The 20,779-nt window shown below is 66.7% G+C and carries 20 protein-coding genes; 7 read left to right on the top strand and 13 right to left on the bottom strand.

Translation table 11 applies throughout. From position 1 onward, the window contains the following. The first annotated feature begins 28 nt into the window (after nucleotides 1-28). Genes rnc through nagZ form a run of 6 tightly spaced genes read left to right on the top strand, consistent with a single transcriptional unit; the run spans nucleotide 29 to nucleotide 4,693 of the window. The gene (rnc, locus tag ABEA07_RS00420; protein WP_425584054.1) at nucleotides 29-733 is read left to right on the top strand and encodes a ribonuclease III; all 705 of its coding nucleotides are present in this window, start codon (nucleotides 29-31) and stop codon (nucleotides 731-733) included. Continuing rightward, nucleotides 730-1,695 carry a GTPase Era gene (gene era / locus ABEA07_RS00415; RefSeq protein ID WP_345535152.1) on the top strand — a complete coding sequence of 322 codons (966 nt, stop codon included), beginning with the start codon at nucleotides 730-732 and terminating at the stop codon, nucleotides 1,693-1,695. Before rnc ends, era begins: the two co-directional genes overlap by 4 nt. Nucleotides 1,696-1,711: 16 nt before the next feature. Next, nucleotides 1,712-2,482 (top strand): DNA repair protein RecO, encoded by a 771-nt coding sequence (gene recO / locus ABEA07_RS00410; RefSeq protein ID WP_345535150.1) that lies wholly within the window; start codon nucleotides 1,712-1,714, stop codon nucleotides 2,480-2,482. Then, the gene (locus ABEA07_RS00405; protein ID WP_345535149.1) at nucleotides 2,479-3,228 is read left to right on the top strand and encodes a pyridoxine 5'-phosphate synthase; all 750 of its coding nucleotides are present in this window, start codon (nucleotides 2,479-2,481) and stop codon (nucleotides 3,226-3,228) included. Before recO ends, ABEA07_RS00405 begins: the two co-directional genes overlap by 4 nt. After that, nucleotides 3,225-3,620 (top strand): holo-ACP synthase, encoded by a 396-nt coding sequence (gene acpS, locus ABEA07_RS00400; RefSeq protein ID WP_345535148.1) that lies wholly within the window; start codon nucleotides 3,225-3,227, stop codon nucleotides 3,618-3,620. The genes ABEA07_RS00405 and acpS overlap by 4 nt, the downstream gene beginning before the upstream one ends. Further along, complete coding sequence (gene nagZ, locus ABEA07_RS00395) at nucleotides 3,617-4,693, top strand: beta-N-acetylhexosaminidase (RefSeq protein WP_345535147.1); 1,077 nt, start codon at nucleotides 3,617-3,619, stop codon at nucleotides 4,691-4,693. The genes acpS and nagZ overlap by 4 nt, the downstream gene beginning before the upstream one ends. 27 nt (nucleotides 4,694-4,720) lie before the next feature. On the opposite strand, the gene ABEA07_RS00390 is transcribed toward nagZ, so the two are convergent. The 3 genes from ABEA07_RS00390 to ABEA07_RS00380 form a co-directional block, all read right to left on the bottom strand. Further along, nucleotides 4,721-5,998: an Hsp70 family protein gene (locus ABEA07_RS00390; protein ID WP_345535145.1), complete on the bottom strand. Its 1,278-nt coding sequence runs from the start codon at nucleotides 5,996-5,998 to the stop codon at nucleotides 4,721-4,723. Next, the gene (lysS, locus tag ABEA07_RS00385; RefSeq protein ID WP_345535144.1) at nucleotides 5,995-7,527 is read right to left on the bottom strand and encodes a lysine--tRNA ligase; all 1,533 of its coding nucleotides are present in this window, start codon (nucleotides 7,525-7,527) and stop codon (nucleotides 5,995-5,997) included. Before lysS ends, ABEA07_RS00390 begins: the two co-directional genes overlap by 4 nt. Nucleotides 7,528-7,608: 81 nt before the next feature. Beyond that, a complete protein-coding gene (locus ABEA07_RS00380; RefSeq protein ID WP_345535390.1) occupies nucleotides 7,609-8,277 on the bottom strand; it encodes an LON peptidase substrate-binding domain-containing protein in 669 nt (222 codons plus the stop codon). 25 nt (nucleotides 8,278-8,302) lie between these two features. Between ABEA07_RS00380 and ABEA07_RS00375 the strand changes: the two genes are divergently transcribed. Beyond that, on the top strand, nucleotides 8,303-8,863 hold the full coding sequence (locus ABEA07_RS00375) for a YggT family protein (protein ID WP_345535143.1): 561 nt from the start codon (nucleotides 8,303-8,305) through the stop codon (nucleotides 8,861-8,863). 27 nt (nucleotides 8,864-8,890) lie between these two features. Here ABEA07_RS00375 and accD read toward each other — a convergent pair whose 3' ends face one another. The 10 genes from accD to leuC all read right to left on the bottom strand — a co-directional run bounded on the left by accD (nucleotide 8,891) and on the right by leuC (nucleotide 20,776). Continuing rightward, a complete protein-coding gene (gene accD, locus ABEA07_RS00370) occupies nucleotides 8,891-9,763 on the bottom strand; it encodes an acetyl-CoA carboxylase, carboxyltransferase subunit beta (protein WP_345535141.1) in 873 nt (290 codons plus the stop codon). 32 nt (nucleotides 9,764-9,795) lie between these two features. Then, complete coding sequence (gene trpA / locus ABEA07_RS00365) at nucleotides 9,796-10,641, bottom strand: tryptophan synthase subunit alpha (protein WP_345535139.1); 846 nt, start codon at nucleotides 10,639-10,641, stop codon at nucleotides 9,796-9,798. Next, on the bottom strand, nucleotides 10,638-11,915 hold the full coding sequence (trpB, locus tag ABEA07_RS00360) for a tryptophan synthase subunit beta (protein ID WP_345535137.1): 1,278 nt from the start codon (nucleotides 11,913-11,915) through the stop codon (nucleotides 10,638-10,640). The genes trpA and trpB overlap by 4 nt, the downstream gene beginning before the upstream one ends. A 63-nt stretch (nucleotides 11,916-11,978) precedes the next feature. Continuing rightward, the gene (locus tag ABEA07_RS00355; protein WP_345535135.1) at nucleotides 11,979-12,656 is read right to left on the bottom strand and encodes a phosphoribosylanthranilate isomerase; all 678 of its coding nucleotides are present in this window, start codon (nucleotides 12,654-12,656) and stop codon (nucleotides 11,979-11,981) included. Then, nucleotides 12,653-13,465 carry a tRNA pseudouridine(38-40) synthase TruA gene (gene truA, locus ABEA07_RS00350; RefSeq protein ID WP_345535133.1) on the bottom strand — a complete coding sequence of 271 codons (813 nt, stop codon included), beginning with the start codon at nucleotides 13,463-13,465 and terminating at the stop codon, nucleotides 12,653-12,655. Before truA ends, ABEA07_RS00355 begins: the two co-directional genes overlap by 4 nt. A gap of 24 nt (nucleotides 13,466-13,489) precedes the next feature. Then, the gene (locus tag ABEA07_RS00345) at nucleotides 13,490-16,216 is read right to left on the bottom strand and encodes a motility hub landmark protein FimV (protein WP_345535389.1); all 2,727 of its coding nucleotides are present in this window, start codon (nucleotides 16,214-16,216) and stop codon (nucleotides 13,490-13,492) included. Between the two features lie 108 nt (nucleotides 16,217-16,324). After that, the gene (gene asd / locus ABEA07_RS00340; RefSeq protein WP_345535131.1) at nucleotides 16,325-17,467 is read right to left on the bottom strand and encodes an aspartate-semialdehyde dehydrogenase; all 1,143 of its coding nucleotides are present in this window, start codon (nucleotides 17,465-17,467) and stop codon (nucleotides 16,325-16,327) included. A gap of 93 nt (nucleotides 17,468-17,560) precedes the next feature. Then, nucleotides 17,561-18,649, bottom strand: a complete 1,089-nt coding sequence (gene leuB / locus ABEA07_RS00335) for a 3-isopropylmalate dehydrogenase (protein ID WP_345535130.1) — start codon at nucleotides 18,647-18,649, stop codon at nucleotides 17,561-17,563. A gap of 36 nt (nucleotides 18,650-18,685) precedes the next feature. After that, on the bottom strand, nucleotides 18,686-19,336 hold the full coding sequence (gene leuD, locus ABEA07_RS00330) for a 3-isopropylmalate dehydratase small subunit (RefSeq protein ID WP_345535129.1): 651 nt from the start codon (nucleotides 19,334-19,336) through the stop codon (nucleotides 18,686-18,688). 18 nt (nucleotides 19,337-19,354) lie between these two features. Further along, nucleotides 19,355-20,776, bottom strand: coding sequence for a 3-isopropylmalate dehydratase large subunit (gene leuC / locus ABEA07_RS00325; RefSeq protein ID WP_345535128.1), 1,422 nt, complete (start codon nucleotides 20,774-20,776; stop codon nucleotides 19,355-19,357). Nucleotides 20,777-20,779 lie beyond the last annotated feature (3 nt).

The following is a 20,779-nucleotide window of genomic DNA, read 5'->3' as shown; positions in this document are numbered from 1 at the left end:
AGCTCATGGCAGCGGGCCGGTCGTGGTCGTGACGGGCGCGGATCTCGCCGCGCTGCAGGCGCGCCTGCAACACGCCTTTTCGGATCCGCGGTTGCTGCAGCGAGCGCTGACGCACCGCAGCTTTTCGTCCGACCACAATGAGCGCCTGGAATTCCTGGGCGACTCGGTGCTCAACCTCGCGGTCGCCCACCTGCTGTACGAACAGCTCTCGCAATTGCCCGAGGGCGACTTGTCGCGAGTGCGGGCCAATCTGGTCAAGCAGGACACCCTGCACCAGCTTGCGCTGAAGCTGGCACTGTCACCCTTGCTGCGACTCGGCGAAGGGGAAGCGCGTTCGGGCGGCTCGAGCCGGCCGTCCATCCTGGCCGATGCTCTGGAGGCGCTCATCGGCGCTGTTTACCTCGATGCCGGCTACGGAGCGGCGCAGGCGCTGGTGCGGCGGCTCTACCAATCCGTCGCCATCACGCCGCGCATGGAAGCGGTGGCCAAGGACCCGAAGACCGAATTGCAGGAATGGCTGCAGGGCCACAAAATGAAGTTACCGGTCTACCGGGTGGTCGGCACGCTGGGTGCGGCGCATAAGCAGACTTTCGATGTTGAATGCGAGGTGCCGGACCTGGGCCTCTGTGAGCGCGGGATCGGCGGCTCGCGCCGCGCCGGTGAGCAGGCTGCGGCTGCTGCGATGTTGATCCGGCTCAAGATGCGCGGCGGCGCGGCAAAGGCAACCCCATGAACAATCCGATCGAATCCGGCCCGCTCCCTCCCGCCGAGGGCGCGGCACCCGGCACATCCTCATCGCAGCGCTGTGGCCTGGTGGCCATCGTCGGCAAGCCCAACGTGGGCAAATCGACGCTGCTCAATGCCCTGGTCGGCCAGAAGATCAGCATCACCTCGCGCAAGGCGCAGACCACGCGGCATCGCATCACCGGCATGCGGACCCTGGGTGCGACTCAGTTCGTCTTCGTCGACACACCGGGCTTCCAGACCCTCCATGCCAACGCGCTCAATCGATCGCTCAACAAGACAGTGGTCGGCGCCGTTTCCGATGTGGACCTGATCCTCTTCGTCGTCGAAGCCGGCAGCTTCACGGCCGCCGACGAGCGAGTGCTCAAGCTGTTGGGCACCGGCATTCCGACCGTGCTGATCGCCAACAAGCTCGACCACGTCCATCGCCGCAGCGAACTGGCGCCCTGGCTGCAGCAGATGCAGGGCAGGCATGCCTTTGCCGAGTTCGTGCCGATGTCGGCCAAGAATCCCAAGGACATCGAGCGCCTGTTCGGCATCTGCGAGAAATATCTGCCCGAGCAGCCCTGGTGGTACGCCGAGGACGAGCTGACAGATCGCAGCGAGCAATTTCTCGCCAGCGAACTGGTCCGGGAAAAGCTCTTCCGCTTGACCGGCGACGAATTGCCCTACACCTCAACAGTGGTGATCGACAAATACGAGGAGGAGCCGCCTGCCCGCAAGGGCCAGAAGCGCCTGCTGCGCATCGCCGCCACGATCGTGGTGGAGCGCGATAGCCACAAGGCGATGGTGATCGGCGACAAGGGGGAGCGCATCAAGCGCATCGGCACCGAGACGCGTCAGGAGCTGGAGAAGCTCACCCGCGCCAAGGTGTTCATCGAGCTTTGGGTCAAGGTTCGCTCCGGCTGGGCCGACGACGAGGCGCGGGTACGGTCCTTCGGCTATGAATGAGCCCGGCCGCTGGTGAATGGCCACCCAGCGCGTCTCGCATGAGCCGGCCTATGTGCTCCATCACTATGACTGGAGCGAGTCGAGCCTGATCCTGGAGGCCTTCACCCGCCATCATGGTCGCGTCGCCCTGGTGGCCAAGGGGGCCAAGCGGCCCAGCTCCAACTTCAGGCCCGTCCTGCTGCCCTTGCAGCCGCTGCAGCTCACCTACGGCGGCGATGCCGAGATCCGTACGCTGAAGTCCGCCGAGTGGATGGGTGGCCACGTGATGCCGACCGGCGAAGCCCTGCTGTCCGGCTATTACCTCAACGAATTGCTGCTGCGCCTGCTGGCGCGCGACGATGCGCACGAGGCCTTGTTCGACGGCTATGCCGTGGTCGTGCAGGTGCTGGCAGGCGACCATGGCGGTGCCCAGGCGGCCACGCAAGCCGCCGCGCTGCGCGCCTTCGAGCTCCTGCTGCTGCGCGAGATCGGCCTGCTGCCCGCACTCGACGCCGAGACGCTGACGCTCTCGCCGCTGGCACCGCAGTTGCGCTACGTTCTGGTCCCGGAGGCCGGGCTGCGCCTGGCCGGCGAGGACGAGGCTGCTCTCGAGGGCGCCGAATGGCAGGCGCTGCAGCACACCCTGGAAGAGCGCGCCCCGCTGGCCGCGACGCTGCGCCGGGTCGCGGTGATGAATGCCGGCGTGAACGGCGCGCTGCGCCACCAACTGCGCGTGCTGCTCCACTACCATTGCGGCGTGAGCACCCTGCGCACACGCCAGATGATGAGAGACCTGCAAGCCCTATGAGCACTTCACTGTCCATCAACCTCAACAAGGTCGCGCTGGTGCGCAACACGCGAGCACTGGGCATCCCCAGCGTGCGTTTCGCGGCTGCCCTGTGCCTGGACGCCGGTGCTCACGGCATCACGGTGCATCCCCGGCCCGACGAGCGCCATATCCGCCCGCAGGACGTGCAGGAGCTATCCGAACTGCTATCCAAGGACTGGCCCCAGGCCGAGTTCAACATCGAGGGCAATCCCTTCCACAACCTGATGGACTACGTGCGCGAGTTGCGCCCGCACCAGGCCACCTTCGTTCCCGACGAGGTCGCCCAGTCCACCAGCGACCACGGCTGGACCTTCCCCGACGACGCCGACCGCCTGCGGCCGCTCATCGCAGAGGCGAAGGCACTGGGTGTGCGCGTGAGCCTTTTCATGGACCCGGAGCCCGACATGATGGCCGCCGTCAAGGCGGTCGGCGCGGACCGCATCGAGCTCTACACCGAGGGCTATGCCGCCTCCCGCGGCACCTCCAAGGCGGAAGCCGTCCTCGGCCTCTACGCCGAGGCAGCCCGGGCAGCCCAGGCCGCCGGCCTCGAGGTCAATGCAGGCCATGACCTCAGCCGCGACAACCTCACGGATTTCCTGCGCGCGGTGCCCGACGTGCGCGAAGTGTCGATCGGCCATGCCTTCATCTCGGATGCGCTGGAACTCGGCTATGCCGCTGCCACCCGGGACTACCTGCACTGCATCCTGGAGGCGGGCGCGCGGTGATCTACGGCATCGGCACCGACGTCTGCGACATCCGCCGCATTGCCGCTACCTTCGAGCGCCAGGGTGAGCGCTTTGCGCAGAAGGTGCTGGGCGATGCAGAGCTCGCCGTCTGGCGTGCCCGCAGTGCCCGCTGGCCGAAGCGCGGTCTGCGCTACCTGGCCACCCGCTTTTCCGCCAAGGAGGCCTTCAGCAAGGCCGTCGGCATGGGCATGCGCATGCCCATGAGCTGGCGGCTGTGCGAAATCGTCAACGAGCGCAGCGGCAAACCGGTGATCGTGCTCCATGGGGCGCTGAAGCAATGGTTCGAGGCCGAGGGCTTGATCGTGCACGTGACGGTGACCGACGAAACCGACTACGCCGCGAGTTTCGTCGTGGTCGAACGCCAGCCATGACCGATCCCCAGAATCTGCATGCGCCGCTGATCATCGACATCGGTGGTACGAGCTTGAACGCGACCGATCGCCGACGCCTGGCTGACCCGAGCGTAGGCGGCGTGATCCACTTCGCGCGGAACTGGCAGGACCGGGCGCAGATGAGTGCGCTCAACGCCGAGATCAAAGCGCTTCGGCCCGACCTTCTGATCTGTGTCGATCACGAAGGGGGGCGCGTGCAGCGCTTCCGCACCGACGGCTTCACGCGCCTGCCCGCCATGCGCACGCTGGGCGAGCTGTGGATGCGCGATCCGATGCGGGCGACCCAGGCCGCCGTGGCCTGCGGCCACGTGCTGGCCGCCGAGTTGCGGGCTTGCGGTGTCGACTTCAGCTTCACCCCCGTGCTGGACCTCGACTACGGCGAGAGCAGCGTGATCGGCGACCGCAGCTTCCATCGCGACCCGCGCGTGGTCGCGATGCTTGCGCGCAGCCTGGCCCATGGCCTGCTGCAGGCAGGCATGGCCAACTGCGGCAAGCATTTTCCCGGGCACGGCTTCGTGCGCGCCGATTCGCACGTGGCCATTCCGGTAGACCGGCGTAGCCTCAAGGCCATCCTCGCGGAAGATGCGCGGCCCTACGACTGGCTGGGCGGCACGCTGGCGGCGGTGATGCCGGCGCATGTGATCTATTCGAAGGTCGATGCTCGCCCGGCCGGTTTTTCCACCAGATGGTTGCAGGAGATCTTGCGCGACCGGCTGGGCTTCGAGGGGGTGGTCTTCAGCGATGACCTCAGCATGGAAGCCGCGCGCCAGGTCCAGGGCGAACTGCTGAGCTACGCCGATGCCGCGCTCGCAGCCCTCGGCGCCGGCTGCGATCTGGCTTTGCTCTGCAACCAGAGCATCGGACGCAGCACGGTGCTGGACGAAGTGCTCGAGGGCTTTGCCGCTGCGCGCCGCGACGGCCGCTGGACACCGCACGCCTTCAGCGAAGCACGCCGCCGCAGCCTGCTGCCGCGCTCGGCAGCGCTCGCCTGGAACGATCTTGGGCGTTCGCCTGCCTATCGCCAGGCCGCCGCGCTGGTGAAGGATCTTTGACGCTGCGCCTGGCGAGTGACGCTCGCTTCATCCGGCGGGCGACAGGCCGGCCGCCGCATAGGCCAGGCCGGACGCCACACCGCCGAAGAGATCGCCTTCGATGAGCTCCTTGCCCGGAAAGGCGTGCCGCAGCGCGCCCTGGAAGGGTCGCAGCGCCGAGGAGCCACCGGTCAGGTAGATCGCGTCCAGCCGGTCGCCGCGCAGGCCGGCGCTTGCCACGCAGTCGCGGGCACAGGCCAGCACGCTGTCGAGTGGTGCCGCGAGGTGCTTGTCCAGGTCGCTGGCCGTGAGCATGGCGTTCAGGTACGACTCCGCGAAGGACAGGTCGATCTCCGCAACCTTGTTCGTCATCGAGGCGCGGATCTTGGCGTCCTCCACCTCGCTGGCGATGCGATGGCCCTGCCTGTCTTCGAGCACACGCATCAGCCGGTCGTGCAAGCGCGTGTCCAGATAGTTGACGCGAAGCTCCTGCACCTGCCGCAGCGCCTTGGGCGCGTAGAGCCAGTTGATCAGGTGCCAGGAGGACAGGTCGAAAAAGGTCCTGCTCGGCACTTCCCGCCCCTGCGGTCCGATGTGACGGAAGCCAAATTGCGGCATCACGCCCTCGATGCTCAGACGCTGGTCGAAGTCGGTGCCGCCGATGTGCACGCCCGTGGTGGCCAGCACGTCACCGGCCCGGTCGGCCTTGGTCATGCGCTCGGGGCCCAGGCGAACGACCGTGAAGTCCGAGGTGCCGCCGCCGATGTCGACGATCAGCACCAGTGATTCGCGGGCGATGCGCCTTTCGTAGTCGAAGGCGGCGGCGATCGGCTCGTACTGAAAGCCGACCTCGCCGAGGCCCGCCTTCCGCGCGGCCCGGCGCAGCGCGGCTTCGGCTTCCCGGTCGCGCGTCGGATCGTCGTCGACGAAATGCACCGGCCTTCCCAGGACCACCCGCGAAGGCCGCGAATCGAGTTGCCGTTCGACGCGCGTCGCGAGCTCCGCGAGAAAGAGGGAGATGATGTCCTCGAAGCTGACCCGCTGGTGCCCGATCTCTGTCTGGTCCTGCATGAGGGCGCTGCCGAGCAGGCTCTTGAGCGAGCGCATCAGCCGCCCCTCGGTGCCGGCCAGGTACAGCGCGATCGCCTCGCGCCCGAAGTGCGTGCTGTGGTCCTCCGTATTGAAGAAGACCGCCGTCGGAATCGTCGTGGCGGCGCCTTCCAGCGCCAGCGTGCGGGCCAAACCGTTCCCTGCGACGCTGCCGACTGCGGAATTGGAGGTGCCGAAGTCGATGCCGATTCCGATGGCGGATGCGGGCGCGCTCAAGATTCCCGCCGCAGGGCCGGGAAGAGGATTACGTCACGAATGCTGGGCGAATCTGTCAGCAGCATCATCAGCCGGTCGATGCCGATGCCGCAGCCGCCGGTGGGCGGCATGCCGTACTCGAGGGCGCGCACGAAGTCGTGGTCGAAGAACATGGCCTCGTCGTCGCCGCTGTCCTTGGCCGAGACCTGCGCGTTGAAGCGCGCGGCCTGGTCCTCCGCATCGTTGAGCTCGCTGAAGCCGTTGCCGAACTCCCGGCCGGTGATGTAAAGCTCGAAGCGCTCGGTAACCTCCGGGCGCTCGTCGTTGGCGCGGGCCAGCGGCGAGATCTCGGTCGGATGCTCCATGATGAAGGTGGGCTGCCAGAGCTTTTCTTCCACCGTCTCCTCGAAATACATCACCTGCAAGCTGGCCAGGCTGCGTTGGGACAGCTTGTCCTTCTCGTCGTTCAGGCCGAGCTTGCGCAAGGCGTCGCGCAGCCACGCGGCATCGTCGGCATCGGCGCCCGCCTCGGTGTGCTTGGCGATCGCCTCGCGGATGGTGAGCCGCTCGAAAGGCGGGCGCAGGTCCACCGGCTTGCCCTGGTACTCGAGCTGGAGGCTGCCCACGCTTTTCTGCGCGATGGCGCGGATCAGCGTCTCGGTGAAGTCCATCAGGTCGCGGTAGTTCCAGTAGGCCGCGTAGAACTCCATCATCGTGAACTCGGGGTTGTGCCGCACCGAGATGCCTTCGTTGCGGTAGCTCCGGTTGATCTCGAACACGCGTTCGAAGCCGCCGACGATCAGCCGCTTGAGGTAGAGCTCAGGCGCGATGCGCAGGAACATCTCCTGGTCCAGCGCGTTGTGGTGCGTCTTGAAGGGCTTGGCGTTGGCGCCGCCCGGGATCGGGTGCAGCATCGGCGTCTCGACCTCGAGGAAGCCGTTGTCCACCATGAACTCGCGCAGGGCGCTGACGGCGCGGCTGCGCGCCGTGAAGCGCGCCCGCGCAGATTCGTCGGTGATCAGGTCGACGTAGCGCTGACGGTACTTCTGCTCCTGGTCGGCCATGCCATGGAACTTGTCGGGCAGGGGGCGCAGGCTCTTGGTGAGCAGGCGCAGCCTGGTGACCTTGACCGAGAGCTCGCCGGTCTTGGTCTTGAAGACGGTGCCCTCGGCGCCAAGGATGTCGCCAAGGTCCCAATGCTTGAATGCGGCGTAGGCCTCCTCGCCGATGGCGTCGCGTGTGACGTAGAGCTGGATGCGGCCGGTGGCGTCCTGCAAGGTGGCAAAGCTGGCCTTGCCCATCACCCGCTTGAGCATCATGCGGCCGCCAACGCTGACGGCGATGGCCTCGGCTTCGAGCGCCTCGGGGGGCGTCTCGCCGTGGACGGCGAGCAGCGCTGCGGCGCGGTCGGCCGGCTTGAAATCGTTCGGGAAGGCAACGCCCTTGCCCTCGGCTTGCGCGGCGCGCAGCGCCTTCAGCTTGTCACGCCGTTCGGCGATGAGCTGGTTGTCGTCTGTGGTGGGGGCGGGGGAGGACTGAGCGTCGGACATGGAGCGATAGAGAAGCACGCGCGCTCGCGCGCAACCCGCCATTTTAGCCGGCCACGCTTCGCGGGCCGCACGCACGGCCGGTCAGGTGATGCCGGTGCGTGCCAGCAGATCGCTGACCAGCTCCAGGCGCATCAACGGGCTGTCGAGCTCCATGAGCCGCTGCTTGAGCGGTGCCGGCACCGGCAGCAGTTCACACCAGCGGTTGGCCACCCAGCCGCAATCGTCGAACCGAAAAGGCGCCTGGACCGGCAGGCGAAGCTGCTCGTTGCCCGGCAGCAGGCGGCGCTCTTCCAGCGTGTCCACAAGGCGGCGCAGCGCGTCGGCGGTGGAGAGCAGGTCGTCGGGCACGGCCACCTCGATGTCGCCGGGGAGGGCTTCGACCTGTGCGATCCACAGGCCGTGCTTCTGCTGCTCGCTGGCATGCACGCGAAAGCGCTGGGTGCCTTCGCATTCGATCTGCATCAGGCCGGCTTGCGGAACCTCGAACGCGCGGATGACAGCCATCGTGCCGATACCGGCGAAGCGTTCTGCTTCCGCGCCGGCGCGCCGGACCTCTTCGCCCTGGGTAAGACTGACCACGCCGAACGGCGCGCCCAGCTTGTGGCACCTGCCGATCAGGTCCAGGTAGCGCACCTCGAAAATGCGCAGAGGCAGGAATCCGCCCGGAAAAAGCACCGTCCCCAGGGGAAACAAGGGGATCGGCTGTGTGAGGGGTTGTGTGGTCATTGCGGAACCTGGCGTGGCTATCATCGCATTCCGTTCACGACAGCGCGCCATGCTCTACCAGATCCCCTCGTTTCTTCTCGATGTGATCGTCGGCCTTCTCGGCGGCGCCTGCCTCTTGCGGCTGTACATGCAGTATCACCGCGTGCCTTTCGGCAACCCGCTCGGGCGCTTCGTGTTCGCGATCACCGACTGGATCGTGCTGCCGATCCGGCGCGTCGTGCCATCCGTCAAGCGTTGGGACCTGGCCAGCGCCGTGGCCGCCTGGTTGCTGGTGATGCTGAAGTTCCTGCTGCTGTGGTCGCTGCTGGGCGCGATCGAGCGCTGGGCAATCCTGCCGCTGGTGTCCTTGATCGGGCTGATGCAGCTGGCGGTCTCGGGCCTGACTGCCTTGCTGATCGTCTACGCCATCCTGTCGTGGGTGCCGAGCGCGTCGTCAATGCTGCAGGACCTGATTGCGCGCCTGGCCGAGCCGCTGGTGCGGCCGCTGCGGCGCTTCATCCCGCTCGTGGGCGGCGTGGATCTCTCGCCACTCGCGGCCATCGTGCTGCTGCAGGTCGGGGCCATCGTGCTCGGCAGCCTGATGACGACGGCCTTTGGCATGGGCCGATAGGTCGCCAGAGAGGGCGGAAGCCTCTTTTCAGACCACCGCGTCGGCGGGTTGGCGCAGCAGCATCGCCAAGGTGCTGGCGACCGTCTTGCGCAGCTCGCGGCGGTCGCAGATGAAGTCGATGGCGCCCTTGGTCTGCAGGAACTCGGCGCGCTGGAAGCCTTCCGGCAGCGTCACGCGGACGGTGGATTCGATCACGCGCGGGCCGGCGAAACCGATCAGGGCCTTGGGCTCGGCGATCACCACGTCGCCCACGAAGGCGAAGCCGGCGCTGACGCCACCCATGGTCGGGTCAGTCAACACGCTGATGTAGGGCAGCCCCTTTTTGGCCAGGCGCGTGAGCGCGGCGTTCGTCTTGGCCATCTGCATCAGCGAGAGCAGGCCTTCCTGCATGCGCGCGCCGCCGGTGGCGGTAAAGCAGATGAAGGGCACCTTCTGCTCTATCGCGGTTTCGACGCCCCGCACGAAGCGCTCGCCCACCACGCTGCCCATGCTGCCGCCCATGAAGTCGAACTCGAAGCAGGCCACCACCACGTTGATGCTGTGGACGGAGCCGCCCATCACCACCAGCGCGTCGGTCTCGCCGGTGTTCTCCAGCGCTTCCTTGAGTCGCTCGGGATACTTGCGGCTGTCCTTGAACTTGAGGGCATCGACCGGGAGCACTTCCTGGCCGATTTCGTAGCGGCCTTCGGCATCGAGAAAGGCGTCGAGCCGTGCGCGCGCGGCGATGCGGTGGTGATGGCCGCAACTGGGGCACACGTTCTGGTTGTGCTCGAGGTCGGTCTTGTAGAGCACGGTGTCGCAGCTCGGGCACTTGATCCAGAGGCCCTCGGGCATCTGGCGGCGTTCGCTGGGGTCGGTGGGCGCGATCTTGGGCGGGAGTAGTTTTTCAAGCCAGCTCATGGGTTCTCCATCCGAGGCAAAACCGGTCCATTCTACCGACCCGCCGCATTCTTGGCCGTGGCGGCGGGCAGCGCGTCGAGTGCCTGCCGGATCTCGGAAAGGAATTCGCGCACCAGCGGCACGACCTGTTCACGCGCCTGGCCATCGATCAGCTGGATGATGCGGGTGCCGATCACCACCGCGTCGGCCGCCGAGCCGACGGCCTGCGCGCTGCGGGCGTCGCGGATGCCGAAGCCCACGCCCACCGGCAGCTTCACATGCTCGCGGATGCGGGGAATCATCCGGCCCACCGCTTCAGTATCGAGGTGGCCGGCGCCGGTCACGCCCTTGAGCGAGACGTAGTAGACGTAGCCCGCGGCGATGCGGCCCACCTGCGCCATCCGCTCCGGGGTGCTGGTCGGCGCCAGCACGAAGATCAGGTCGATGCCGTGCGCCTGCAGGGCGGCGGCGAAGTCCTCGCATTCCTCGGGCGGGTAGTCGACCACCAGCACGCCGTCCACGCCGGCCGCGGCCGCATCGCGGACGAAGCTGCCCTTGCCATGCACGCCGTCGTAGCGTTCGACAGGATTGGCATAGCCCATCAGGACCACGGGCGTACTGGCGTCCTTCTCGCGGAAAGTGGTCACCATGGCGAGCACGTGCTTCATGCCGACGCCCATGGCCAGCGCGGCCTCTCCGGCGGCCTGGATAGCCGGCCCGTCGGCCATCGGGTCGGAGAAGGGCACGCCGAGTTCGATCACGTCGGCCCCGGCCTCGACCATGCCGTGCATCAACTCGGGTGTGATGTCGGCATATGGAAAACCGGCCGTGACGTAGGGAATCAGCGCCCTGCGGCCATTGTCGCGAAGGCGCTCGAAGGCGGCTGCGATGCGGCTCATGCGCGGCCTCCCTTCACGCTGAGGCCGCGCATCGAGGGCCGGTCATAGAAGTCCACCCCAGACAGATCGGCCACGGTGCCGATGTCCTTGTCGCCGCGGCCCGAGAGATTGACCAGGATCGACTGGTCGGGGCGCATGGTCTTGGCGAGCTTCATGGCATACGCCACCGCGTGGCTCGATTCGAGGGCGGGGATGATGCCTTCGCTGCGGCACAGATAGTGGAAGGCTTCGAGCGCCTCGGCGTCGGTGATGCCCACGTACTCGGCGCGGCCGATGTCCGCCAGGTAGGCGTGCTCCGGTCCGACGCCGGGGTAGTCGAGGCCGGCGCTGATGCTGTGCGTCTCGGTGACCTGGCCGTCCTCGTTCTGCAGCAGGTACGTGCGATTGCCATGCAGCACGCCCGGGCTGCCCCGGAGGATCGAGGCTGCGTGCTTGCCGCTGTCCAGGCCCTCGCCGGCCGCCTCCACACCCACCAGCCGCGTGCCCGCGAACGGAATGTAGGGGTGGAAGATGCCGATCGCGTTGCTACCGCCGCCCACGCAAGCCACCACCACATCCGGCTGCCGGCCTTCTGCCTCGCCGGTGATGCCCTGCGCGGCCAGCATGGCGGGCATCTGGGCGATGCATTCGTTGCCGATCACGCACTGGAAATCCCGCACCATCGCCGGGTAGGGATGCGGGCCGGCCACGGTGCCGATGATGTAGAAGGTGTTCTCGACGTTGGTCACCCAGTCGCGCATGGCTTCGTTGAGCGCGTCCTTCAGCGTCTTGCTGCCCGATTCCACGGGGACCACGGTCGCACCGAGCAGGTTCATGCGATAGACGTTGGGGCTCTGGCGCTTGACGTCCTGGCTCCCCATATAGACCACGCATTCGAGCCCGTAGCGCGCGCAGATGGTGGCCGTGGCCACGCCATGCTGTCCGGCTCCGGTCTCGGCGATCACGCGTGGCTTGCCCATGCGCTTGGCGAGCATGGCCTGTCCAATGGTGTTGTTGATCTTGTGGGCGCCGGTGTGATTGAGGTCTTCGCGCTTCAGGTAGATCTGGGCGCCCCCCATCTCGCGGCTCATGCGGGCCGCATGGTAGATCGGGGAGGGGCGGCCGACGAAATGCGCGAGTTCGTACCGGAATTCGGCCTGGAACGCGGGGTCGTCCTTGTATTTCGCGTAGGCCTCGCGCAATTCGTTGATCGCATGCGTGAGTGTCTCGCTCGCGAAGGTGCCGCCGTAGATGCCGAAATGGCCGCTGGCGTCGGGTTGGTCGTAGATGGTCATGGTCTCGATCGGTGGGCGGTTTACGCCGGACGATCGAACCGGACGATCGAGCCGGGCAAGGCGCTAGGACAATGCATCGGCCGCCCGCACGGCGGCCACGAATTCGCGGATCTTCACGGCGTCCTTGATGCCCTTGGAGGCCTCGACGCCGGAGCTCACGTCAACGGCCAGAGACTTCCCGGCCGTGCGCAAACGGCGAATGCCATCGCCCACGTTTGCAGGTGCGAGCCCACCACTCAAGACGAGGTGAGCGTCGACGGCGGTTGGAAGAAGTGACCAATTGAATGCCTTGCCGCCGCCGCCATAGCCCTCGACATGGGCGTCGAGCAGGATGGCCTGGGCGCGGCAGTAATCGGAGGCGTATTTTACGAGGTCGAAGCGGCGTGCGGTCGCGTCCATCGGAATGCGGGCGGCTCGCATGTAGCGGTGGGCGCCTTGTCCGCTGGATTCCCAGCACCGCTCGGGCGATTCGTCGCCGTGGAACTGGGCCATGGCACCCGGCACGTTGGCCATCGACGCCTGCACCGTGGCGGCGGGCTCGTTGACGAACAGCAGTACGGGTGTGACGAAAGGAGGCAACCGCTCGGCCAGGGCGCGCGCCCGTTCAGCGCTCACGGCCCTGGGGCTGGCAGGATACAGCACGAAGCCCACCGCATCGGCACCGGCCTCGACGGCGGCGTCCACGTCCTGCTCGCGCGTGAGCCCGCAAATCTTGATGCGGGTACGTGTGGCGAGGCTCATGGCGGGCCATCATACGCAGCGCCGCCGGCTTGCCTCGTCGCTTCGGCTGGAAGACCCCATCCGGCATCGTAGAGAGGCCCCAGGAAATAGAGCCCGTTCGGCGAGAAGGTGGGAGCGGCGACCAGGCGGCTGCGTGCTTCCAGCACCTCGCGCATCCACTCCGGCGGCGCCTTGCCATGGCCGATGCGCACCAGGCAGCCCATGATGTTGCGGATCATGTGGTGCAGAAAGGCGTCCGCCTCGAATTCGAAGTGCCAGCGGCAACGGTCGGCTTCGCCGCGCCGGGTAATTTCGATGCGCCGCACTTCCTTTACCGGCGACAAGGCCTGGCAGGCCGAAGCCCTGAAAGAGCTGAAATCGTGCCGGCCGATCAACAGGGATGCAGCGGCGCGCATCGCGTCGCCGTCCAGCGCGTGCATGGACCATCCCACCCGGCCCGTATCGAGGCTGGGCCTGACCGGCGACTGCGACAACACGTAGAGGTAGCGCCGCGTGAGCGCGCTGGCCCGGCAGTGGAATGCGTCGGGCACCGGCTGTGCCCACTGGACCCCGATGTCGTCCGGCAGGAAACGGTTGGTGCCACGGACCCAGGAGAAGGGCGCGCGATCGACCGAAGTGTCGAAGTGCACCACCTGCATCAGCGCGTGCACACCGGCGTCGGTGCGGCCGGCGCAGAGGGTGGAAATGGGCTGGGCGGCAAACTGGCTGAGCGCACGTTCCAGCTTGTCCTGGACAGTGCGGCCCGAGGGCTGACTCTGCCAGCCGTCATAGGCCTGGCCGTTGTAGCGAATGCCGAGGGCCAGCCTCACCGGGACATCGGCGCCATACGACGCTCAGCGCAGCTCGCCGAGCAGTTGCCTGGCTTCCGCCTTCACATCGCCCGAGCCTTCGGCGGCCACTTCCTCGACCAGAGAGCGGGCACCCTCGACGTCACCGAGTGCCTGCAGTTCGCGCGCCAACGACAGCTTGATCGCGTGCGGGTTTTCGCCGCTTTCCTCCGGCAGCGGCTCCAGCCGGCCGCGCTCAGTGTCGGCAGGGGCGCGAAGACCGGCCATTGAGCTCATGTCGAACTCGATGAAGCCCGAATCGCCCGGCAGGCCGGCGCGCACAGTGACCGGCTGCGTCATGTCGTCGTTCATTGCCAGCGGGGCGCGCACGGTAGTGGCATCGAGCGCGCCAGGGGCCGTGTCGAAGTCGTTGTGCAACTCGATCCGGGCCGCTTGCGTCGGGCCTGCATGACTGCCGTTCGAGAGACCCGCTGCTTTCGGGATCTGCGGGACGGTCGGCGAGGAAGGCAATTGAATCTGTGTAGGCGGCAGAGTCGCGCTGGCGCTGGCGCTGGCCGGAGCGGGTGGTTTGCTGAGATCCAGGTCGAAATCGAGCGGCGCCACCGAGGGTACGAAGGCGGGCGGCGGCGCGGTCACCTCGGGGGCAAGAGGCGCCGGCTGAGTCGTGGCGATTGGTGCAACCGTGGCCGCGGCCAGGGTACCGGCGAAGGCGGCGGCTTCCGCCGGCGTGACGCCGGCCGCGTTACCCGCTTCGTACAGCGGATTGCCGGGGTCCAGCTCCTTGCCCATTTCCACCACGCGGACCCAGTCGGCACCGGTTCCGCCGGTCAGCTTGCGGACGTCGGAGGCCAGCGCCTCGTAGGCGCGCAGGTCGCGCCGCTTGGCATGGATCTCGAGCAGCTTGAGGTGGATGGCCACGCGCTCCGGATTGACGCGCAACGCCTCGCGCAGAATCTCCTCGGCTTGGAGATCTCGGCCGTAAGCGAGATAGACATCGGCCTCGGCGACGGGGTCCACATCGCCTGCATCGAGTTGGCTGGGTGAATAGGACAGCGAAGAGGCCACCGAATTGCCGCGATTCTTGGTGTCCACCGATTCGCCGCCGCTGGCGCCGAAGAAGGAGTCCTTCGGAATGCGGCTCTCGAGGAAGACGCTGTCGCCCGCTTCGTTCCGTTTGCGGCCGAGCACGCGATAGAGCAAAAAGCCGATCAGCAAGGCGATGAGCGCAGCGACGCCGAGGACCAAGGGGTTGTCGGCCAGTTCGTCCAGCATGCTGCGCTCGGGAACGGTGGGCGCGGAAGGCGCCGTCGGCTTGGCCGTTGCAGCGGATGGCGTGGCTGCTGCCGGGGCCGCTGCTTCAGGTCCGGGCGAAGAAGCTGCGGCAGCCGGCTGAGGGGCTGATGTCGAGGCAGAGGGAGTCTGGGCAGCGGGGAGGGCGGCCGCAGCGGAAGTCGTCGCCGGGGCCGCAGGTAATTCCGCCGGAGGGGCGGCCGACGCGGCGGGTGCCGCAGCCGTCGGCGCGGGAGCAACAGGCGCCGCAGCTGCAGCAGGCGGAGCGCTGCTGGCATTCTGGAGCTTGTTCAACTCCTCGATGTTCTTGGACAGTTCGGCAACGCGCGCGCTGTTGTCCTGCGCTTGCCGGCTGCGGACCAGTTGTTCTTCGCTCTGGCGTGCCGTCCCACCCTGAGTGACACGCAGCTTGTCGGAGGCGGCACTGGCGGCGTTGCGGTCTTCGACGTTGGCCTGCAGCGAGCCCTTTACCTGCCGGTCGGCATCGGCCACGCGGGAAGCGGGGGCGTTGTCCGCCAAGCGTCTGCGATATTCACCGAAGTCGCGGCTCTGTGCGACCACCGTACGCCGGGCCTCGTCGGCCGGAACTGCGGCCGCCTGAGATGCGTTCGGCATGTCGAGCACGGCACCGGCCTTGAGGCGATTGATGTTCCCGCCGATGAAAGCGCCGGGATTGGAACGTAACAGAGCCACCAGCATCTGGTCGAGCGAGACGTCGGCAGGCTTGTTGGCACTCGCGATGCGGCCAGCGGTGTCGCCGGGTTGGACGGTCACCTGCTGGTCGCTCGGACTGGTGCGAACGCTGCGCTCGCTGGCCGCAGGGGCGGCCGCCGCTGCGCTGGGCGCAACTGCGACGGACTGCTGGCGGCGCGATGGCGCCTGGGACGCTTCCGCGCCACGCACTGCAGGCGCTGCACTGATTTGCGGCGCGATCGGAGCAACTGGCGCTGCGGCCTGGGTCGGCCGGCTCTTCGGCGGGTCGAGCAGGACGGTGTAGTCGCGCACGACTCGGCCGGAATTCCAGCTCGCCTCGATCAGCAGGTCGATGAATGGTTCGCTGAGCGATCGGTTGCTGCTGAGCCTCACCACGTAGCGGCCATCCGCGCGACGCTGCAGGGTGGTGCGCACGTCGCTGAGCATGGCGTTGAAGGGCACACCGGCCGCGTTGAAGGCCGAAGCGGGAGCGAGGTTGACCTTCAACCCGTCCGCTTCGCCCGGCAACATTTCGGAGACCTCGATCTCTGCCCGCAGGGGCTCGCCCAAGGCCGACTGCACGTTGAGACGCCCTAGCGTCAGCGCATCGGCGTCAAGACTTACCAGCCCCAGGGCCAGCGCCACCGCCGCGCTCAGAACGGAAAGCTGGCCCCGGACAGTGGGGCTCGCGGCCGGCAGTCGGGCCTCAGGCAACGGATGTCGTGTCATGCTGATAGGGGCAATTCGGGCCCGAAAGTGTAAGAGGACGTTAACATCAACATCCCGCACTGACAAGGCGACAGGCCTTATCTACCCAGTGCGCACCAACTTCGGAGCCGATTCCGTGTTGCAGTACCGCAACTGGGGCCTGCCTGGCAAGTCACCCCGTGCCGTGCTTCACACCTCGAGCAAAATTCGTAGCATGCGCCGCAGCGGCTCCGCCGCACCCCAAAGCAACTGGTCGCCGATCGTGAAGGCGCCGAGATACTCCGGGCCCATGGCGAGCTTGCGCAGGCGTCCGACCGGAATGTTCATCGTGCCGGTTACCGCCACCGGCGTCAGATCGCGCATCGTGGCTTCGCGGTTGTTGGGCACCACCTTGACCCAGGCGTTGTCGGCCGCGATGAGTGCCTCGATATCGGCCAGCGGCACATCCTTCTTGAGTTTGAAGGTCAACGCCTGGCTGTGGCAGCGCATGGCGCCGATGCGCACGCAGAAGCCGTCGACTGGCGTGGCGGCGGTGCCGAAGCCGGCGCCCTGCCCGAGGATCTTGTTGGTCTCGGCGCCGCCCTTCCATTCTTCTTTGCTGGTGCCGTCGCCCAGGTCCTTGTCGATCCAGGGAATCAGGCTGCCGCCCAGCGGAACGCCGAAGTTGGCGGTCTCGGCGGCGCTCAACGATTGCTGGCGCGCCAGCACCTTGCGGTCGATTTCGAGGATGGCGGACTTCGGGTCGTCCAGCAGCGCGCGCACGTCGGCGTGCAGGCTTCCGAACTGGGTCAGGAGTTCGCGCATGTGCTGCGCGCCGCCGCCCGAGGCAGCCTGGTAGGTCATGCTGGTCATCCATTCGACCAGCCCGGCCTTGTAGAGGGCGCCCACGCCCATCAGCATGCAGCTCACGGTGCAATTGCCGCCGATCCAGTTCCTGCCGCCTTTGGCCAGCGCGTTCTGGATGACGGGCAGGTTGACCGGATCGAGCACGATGATCGCGTCATCGTTCATGCGCAGGGTCGAGGCGGCGTCGATCCAATGGCCGTTCCAGCCCGCGGCGCGCAGTTTGGGAAAGACAGCGCTGGTGTAGTCGCCGCCCTGGGCGGTGATGACGATGTCGCACCTGCGCAGCGCCTCGATGTCGTGCGCGTCCTTCAGGGAGGTTTCGTTCTTCGCCATCGCCGGGGCCTTGCCGCCCACGTTGGAGGTGGAGAAGAACAGCGGCTCGATCAGGTGGAAGTCGCCTTCGGCCTGCATGCGGTCCATCAGGACCGAGCCGACCATGCCGCGCCAGCCGACGAGACCGACCAGAGGTTGAGATGCGTTCGCCATTTCAGTTTGCCCTTTTGAAGAAAGAAGAAAGTTGTTTTCTCTTTGCGCCCGGCTCGTCAGAGCCAGGGAAGGGCGTGACGAAGCGGGCTGCGGTTAGCCGGTAATCGTCTTTTTGGTGATGGCTGCCACCACGGCGTCGCCCATTTCGCGCGTGCCGACCTTGGTCGTTCCTTCCGACCAGATGTCCGCCGTCCGCAGACCCTGCGCCAGCACATGCTTGACCGCCGACTCGATCCGGTCGGCAGCTTCGGCTTGGTTCAGGGAGAAGCGGAGCATCATGGCAGCGGACAGAATTGTAGCCAAAGGATTGGCGACCCCTTTGCCGGCAATGTCGGGCGCGCTGCCGTGGCTGGGCTCGTACAGGCCCTGGCTGCTGGCATTGAGCGAGGCCGAGGGCAGCATGCCGATCGAGCCGGTGAGCATCGCCGCCTCGTCCGAAAGGATGTCGCCAAACATGTTGCCGGTGACCACCACGTCGAACTTCTTCGGGTCCTTGACGAGCTGCATCGCCGCGTTGTCGACATACATATGGTCGAGTGCGACGTCAGGGTACTCCTTGGCGACATCCGTCACCACGTCCTTCCAGAGCTGAAAGGTTTCGAGCACGTTGGCCTTGTCCACGCTGGTGACCCGCTTGCTGCGCTTGCGCGCCGCCTGGAAGGCGACATGGGCGATGCGTTCGATCTCGGGCCGTGTATAGCGCATGGTGTCGAAGGCCTCCTCCGCGCCGGGGAAATGCCCGTCGGGCGCACTGCGGCGCCCGCGCGGTTGGCCGAAATAGATGTCGCCGGTGAGTTCGCGGATGATCAGGATGTCCAGCCCGGAAACCAGTTCCGGCTTGAGGCTGGAAGCGCCGACCAACTGCTCGTAGCAGATCGCCGGTCGGAAATTGGCAAACAGGCCAAGGCTCTTGCGCAGCCCCAGGATGGCCTGCTCCGGACGCAGCGAGCGCTCCAGCCGGTCGTACTTCCAGTCGCCCACGGCGCCGAAAAGCACGGCGTCGGCGTCCTTGGCCAGTTTCAGCGTGGTTTCGGGGAGGGGATGGCCATGCGCTTCGTAGGCCGCGCCGCCCACCGGCGCCGATTCCATTTCGTAGGGCAATTCCAGCGCGTCGAGCACGCGGATCGCTTCGGCCACGATTTCCGGGCCGATGCCGTCGCCGGGGAGAACTGCGATTTTCATGAGGTCATTCCGAGGAAAAGATAGAGGAATAAGAGTTCAGCTGATCATCTGGTGCGCCAGCCAGGGCTTTTTGGTCAGCCGTTCCGCCTCGAATGCCTGGATCTTGTCCTTGTGCCGCAGCGTCAGGCCGATGTCGTCCAGGCCGTTCAGCAGGCAGTACTTGCGGAAGGGCTGCACGTCGAAGGCCAACTCGCTGCCGTCGGGCTTGACGATGACCTGGCCTTCCAGGTCGATGGTCAGGCTGTAGCCCGGGAAGGCGAAAGTTTCGTCGAAGAGCTGGGCCACTTGCGACTCGGGCAGCACGATCGGCAGCAGGCCGTTCTTGAAGCTGTTGTTGAAGAAGATGTCCGCATAGCTCGGCGCGATGATGGCGCGGAAGCCATACTGGTCCAGCGCCCACGGGGCGTGCTCGCGCGAGGAGCCGCAGCCGAAGTTCTGGCGCGCCAGCAGGATGGAGGCGCCCGCATAGCGCGGCTGGTTGAGCACGAAATCGGGATTGGGCTTGCGCGAGGCCGGATCCTGGCCCGGCTCACCCGGATCGAGATAGCGCCAGGCGTCGAACAGGTTCGGGCCGAAGCCGGTCTTCCGGATCGACTTCAGGAACTGCTTGGGAATGATGGCGTCGGTGTCGACGTTCTCGCGGTCCAGCGGTGCCACGAGGCCCTTGTGCACGGTGAATTTCTGCATGATGAGTCTCCTTGGCGTTCAGGCGAATTGGCGGACGTCGACGAAGTGCCCATGCACCGCGGCGGCCGCGGCCATGGCCGGGCTCACGAGGTGGGTGCGGCCGCCGGCGCCTTGCCGGCCTTCGAAGTTGCGGTTGCTGGTGGAGGCGCAGCGCTCGCCGGGCTCCAGGCGATCGGCGTTCATCGCCAGGCACATCGAGCATCCGGGCTCGCGCCACTCGAAGCCGGCGGCCTTGAAGATCTGGTCCAGGCCTTCGCGCTCGGCCTGCTCCTTCACCTGGCCCGAGCCCGGCACCACCATGGCCAGCTTGACGTTCTTGGCCACCTTCTGGCCCAGCTTCTTGACCATCGCCGCGGCCTCGCGCATGTCCTCGATGCGGCTGTTGGTGCACGAGCCGATGAAGACCTTGTCGATGAAGATGTCGTTCATCGGCTTGTTGGGCTCCAGGCCCATGTAGTTCAGCGCCCGCTCGATGGCACCGCGCTTGTTGGCGTCCTTCTCCTTGTCCGGATCGGGCACCCGGCCGTCGACCGGGATCACCATCTCGGGCGAGGTGCCCCAGGTGACCTGCGGCTTGATCTGGGCGGCATCGAGCTCGACCACCGTGTCGAAATGCGCACCCGGGTCGGAATGCAGGGTCCTCCAGTACTCGACGGCCTGGTCCCATTCGACGCCGCTCGGCGCCAGCGGCCGGCCCTTGACGTAGGCAAGGGTCTTCTCGTCCACCGCCACCAGCCCGGCGCGCGCGCCAGCCTCGATCGCCATGTTGCACACGGTCATGCGGCCTTCCATGGTGAGGTCCCGGATCGCCGAACCGCCGAACTCGATGGTGTAGCCGGTGCCGCCTGCAGTGCCGATCCTGCCGATGATGGCCAGCACGATGTCCTTGGCCGTGCAGCCTGGTGCGAGCTTGCCTTCGACCTTGATGAGCATGTTCTTGGCCTTCTTGGCCAACAGTGTCTGCGTGGCCATGACGTGCTCGACCTCGCTGGTGCCGATGCCGTGCGCCAATGCGCCGAAGGCGCCGTGCGTGGAGGTGTGCGAGTCGCCGCAGACCACGGTCATGCCCGGCAGCGTGGCGCCGGACTCGGGGCCGATGACATGGACAATGCCCTGGCGCTTGCTCAGGAAGGGAAAGAAGGCGGCTGCGCCGAATTCCTTGATGTTGCTGTCCAGCGTGGTGATCTGCTCCTTGCTGATCGGGTCCTCGATGCCGTCGTAGCCGCGCTCCCAGTGCGTGGTCGGTGTGTTGTGGTCCGCGGTGGCGACCACGGAGCTGATTCGCCACAGCTTGCGGCCCGCCTCGCGCAGTCCCTCGAAAGCCTGTGGGCTGGTCACTTCGTGAACGAGGTGGCGGTCGATGTACAGGATCGATGTGCCGTCTTCCTCGGTATGGACGACATGTTCGTCCCAGAGCTTGTCGTAGAGCGTGCGTGCCATGGT

This window comes from Variovorax defluvii (assembly GCF_039541515.1).
GTDB classification, from domain to species: domain Bacteria; phylum Pseudomonadota; class Gammaproteobacteria; order Burkholderiales; family Burkholderiaceae_C; genus Variovorax; species Variovorax defluvii.
Note: the sequence above shows the minus strand (reverse complement) of the source record. Positions and strands in the feature narration are given on the sequence as shown.

Coding starts and splice junctions, on each gene's coding strand:
- era (WP_345535152.1), top strand. CDS start 730: ATGAACAATCCGATCGAATCCGGCCCGCTCCCTCCCGCCGAGGGCGCG.
- recO (WP_345535150.1), top strand. CDS start 1,712: ATGGCCACCCAGCGCGTCTCGCATGAGCCGGCCTATGTGCTCCATCAC.
- ABEA07_RS00405 (WP_345535149.1), top strand. CDS start 2,479: ATGAGCACTTCACTGTCCATCAACCTCAACAAGGTCGCGCTGGTGCGC.
- nagZ (WP_345535147.1), top strand. CDS start 3,617: ATGACCGATCCCCAGAATCTGCATGCGCCGCTGATCATCGACATCGGT.
- lysS (WP_345535144.1), bottom strand. CDS start 7,527: ATGTCCGACGCTCAGTCCTCCCCCGCCCCCACCACAGACGACAACCAG.
- ABEA07_RS00380 (WP_345535390.1), bottom strand. CDS start 8,277: ATGATAGCCACGCCAGGTTCCGCAATGACCACACAACCCCTCACACAG.
- ABEA07_RS00375 (WP_345535143.1), top strand. CDS start 8,303: ATGCTCTACCAGATCCCCTCGTTTCTTCTCGATGTGATCGTCGGCCTT.
- accD (WP_345535141.1), bottom strand. CDS start 9,763: ATGAGCTGGCTTGAAAAACTACTCCCGCCCAAGATCGCGCCCACCGAC.
- trpA (WP_345535139.1), bottom strand. CDS start 10,641: ATGAGCCGCATCGCAGCCGCCTTCGAGCGCCTTCGCGACAATGGCCGC.
- trpB (WP_345535137.1), bottom strand. CDS start 11,915: ATGACCATCTACGACCAACCCGACGCCAGCGGCCATTTCGGCATCTAC.
- ABEA07_RS00355 (WP_345535135.1), bottom strand. CDS start 12,656: ATGAGCCTCGCCACACGTACCCGCATCAAGATTTGCGGGCTCACGCGC.
- asd (WP_345535131.1), bottom strand. CDS start 17,467: ATGGCGAACGCATCTCAACCTCTGGTCGGTCTCGTCGGCTGGCGCGGC.
- leuB (WP_345535130.1), bottom strand. CDS start 18,649: ATGAAAATCGCAGTTCTCCCCGGCGACGGCATCGGCCCGGAAATCGTG.
- leuD (WP_345535129.1), bottom strand. CDS start 19,336: ATGCAGAAATTCACCGTGCACAAGGGCCTCGTGGCACCGCTGGACCGC.
- leuC (WP_345535128.1), bottom strand. CDS start 20,776: ATGGCACGCACGCTCTACGACAAGCTCTGGGACGAACATGTCGTCCAT.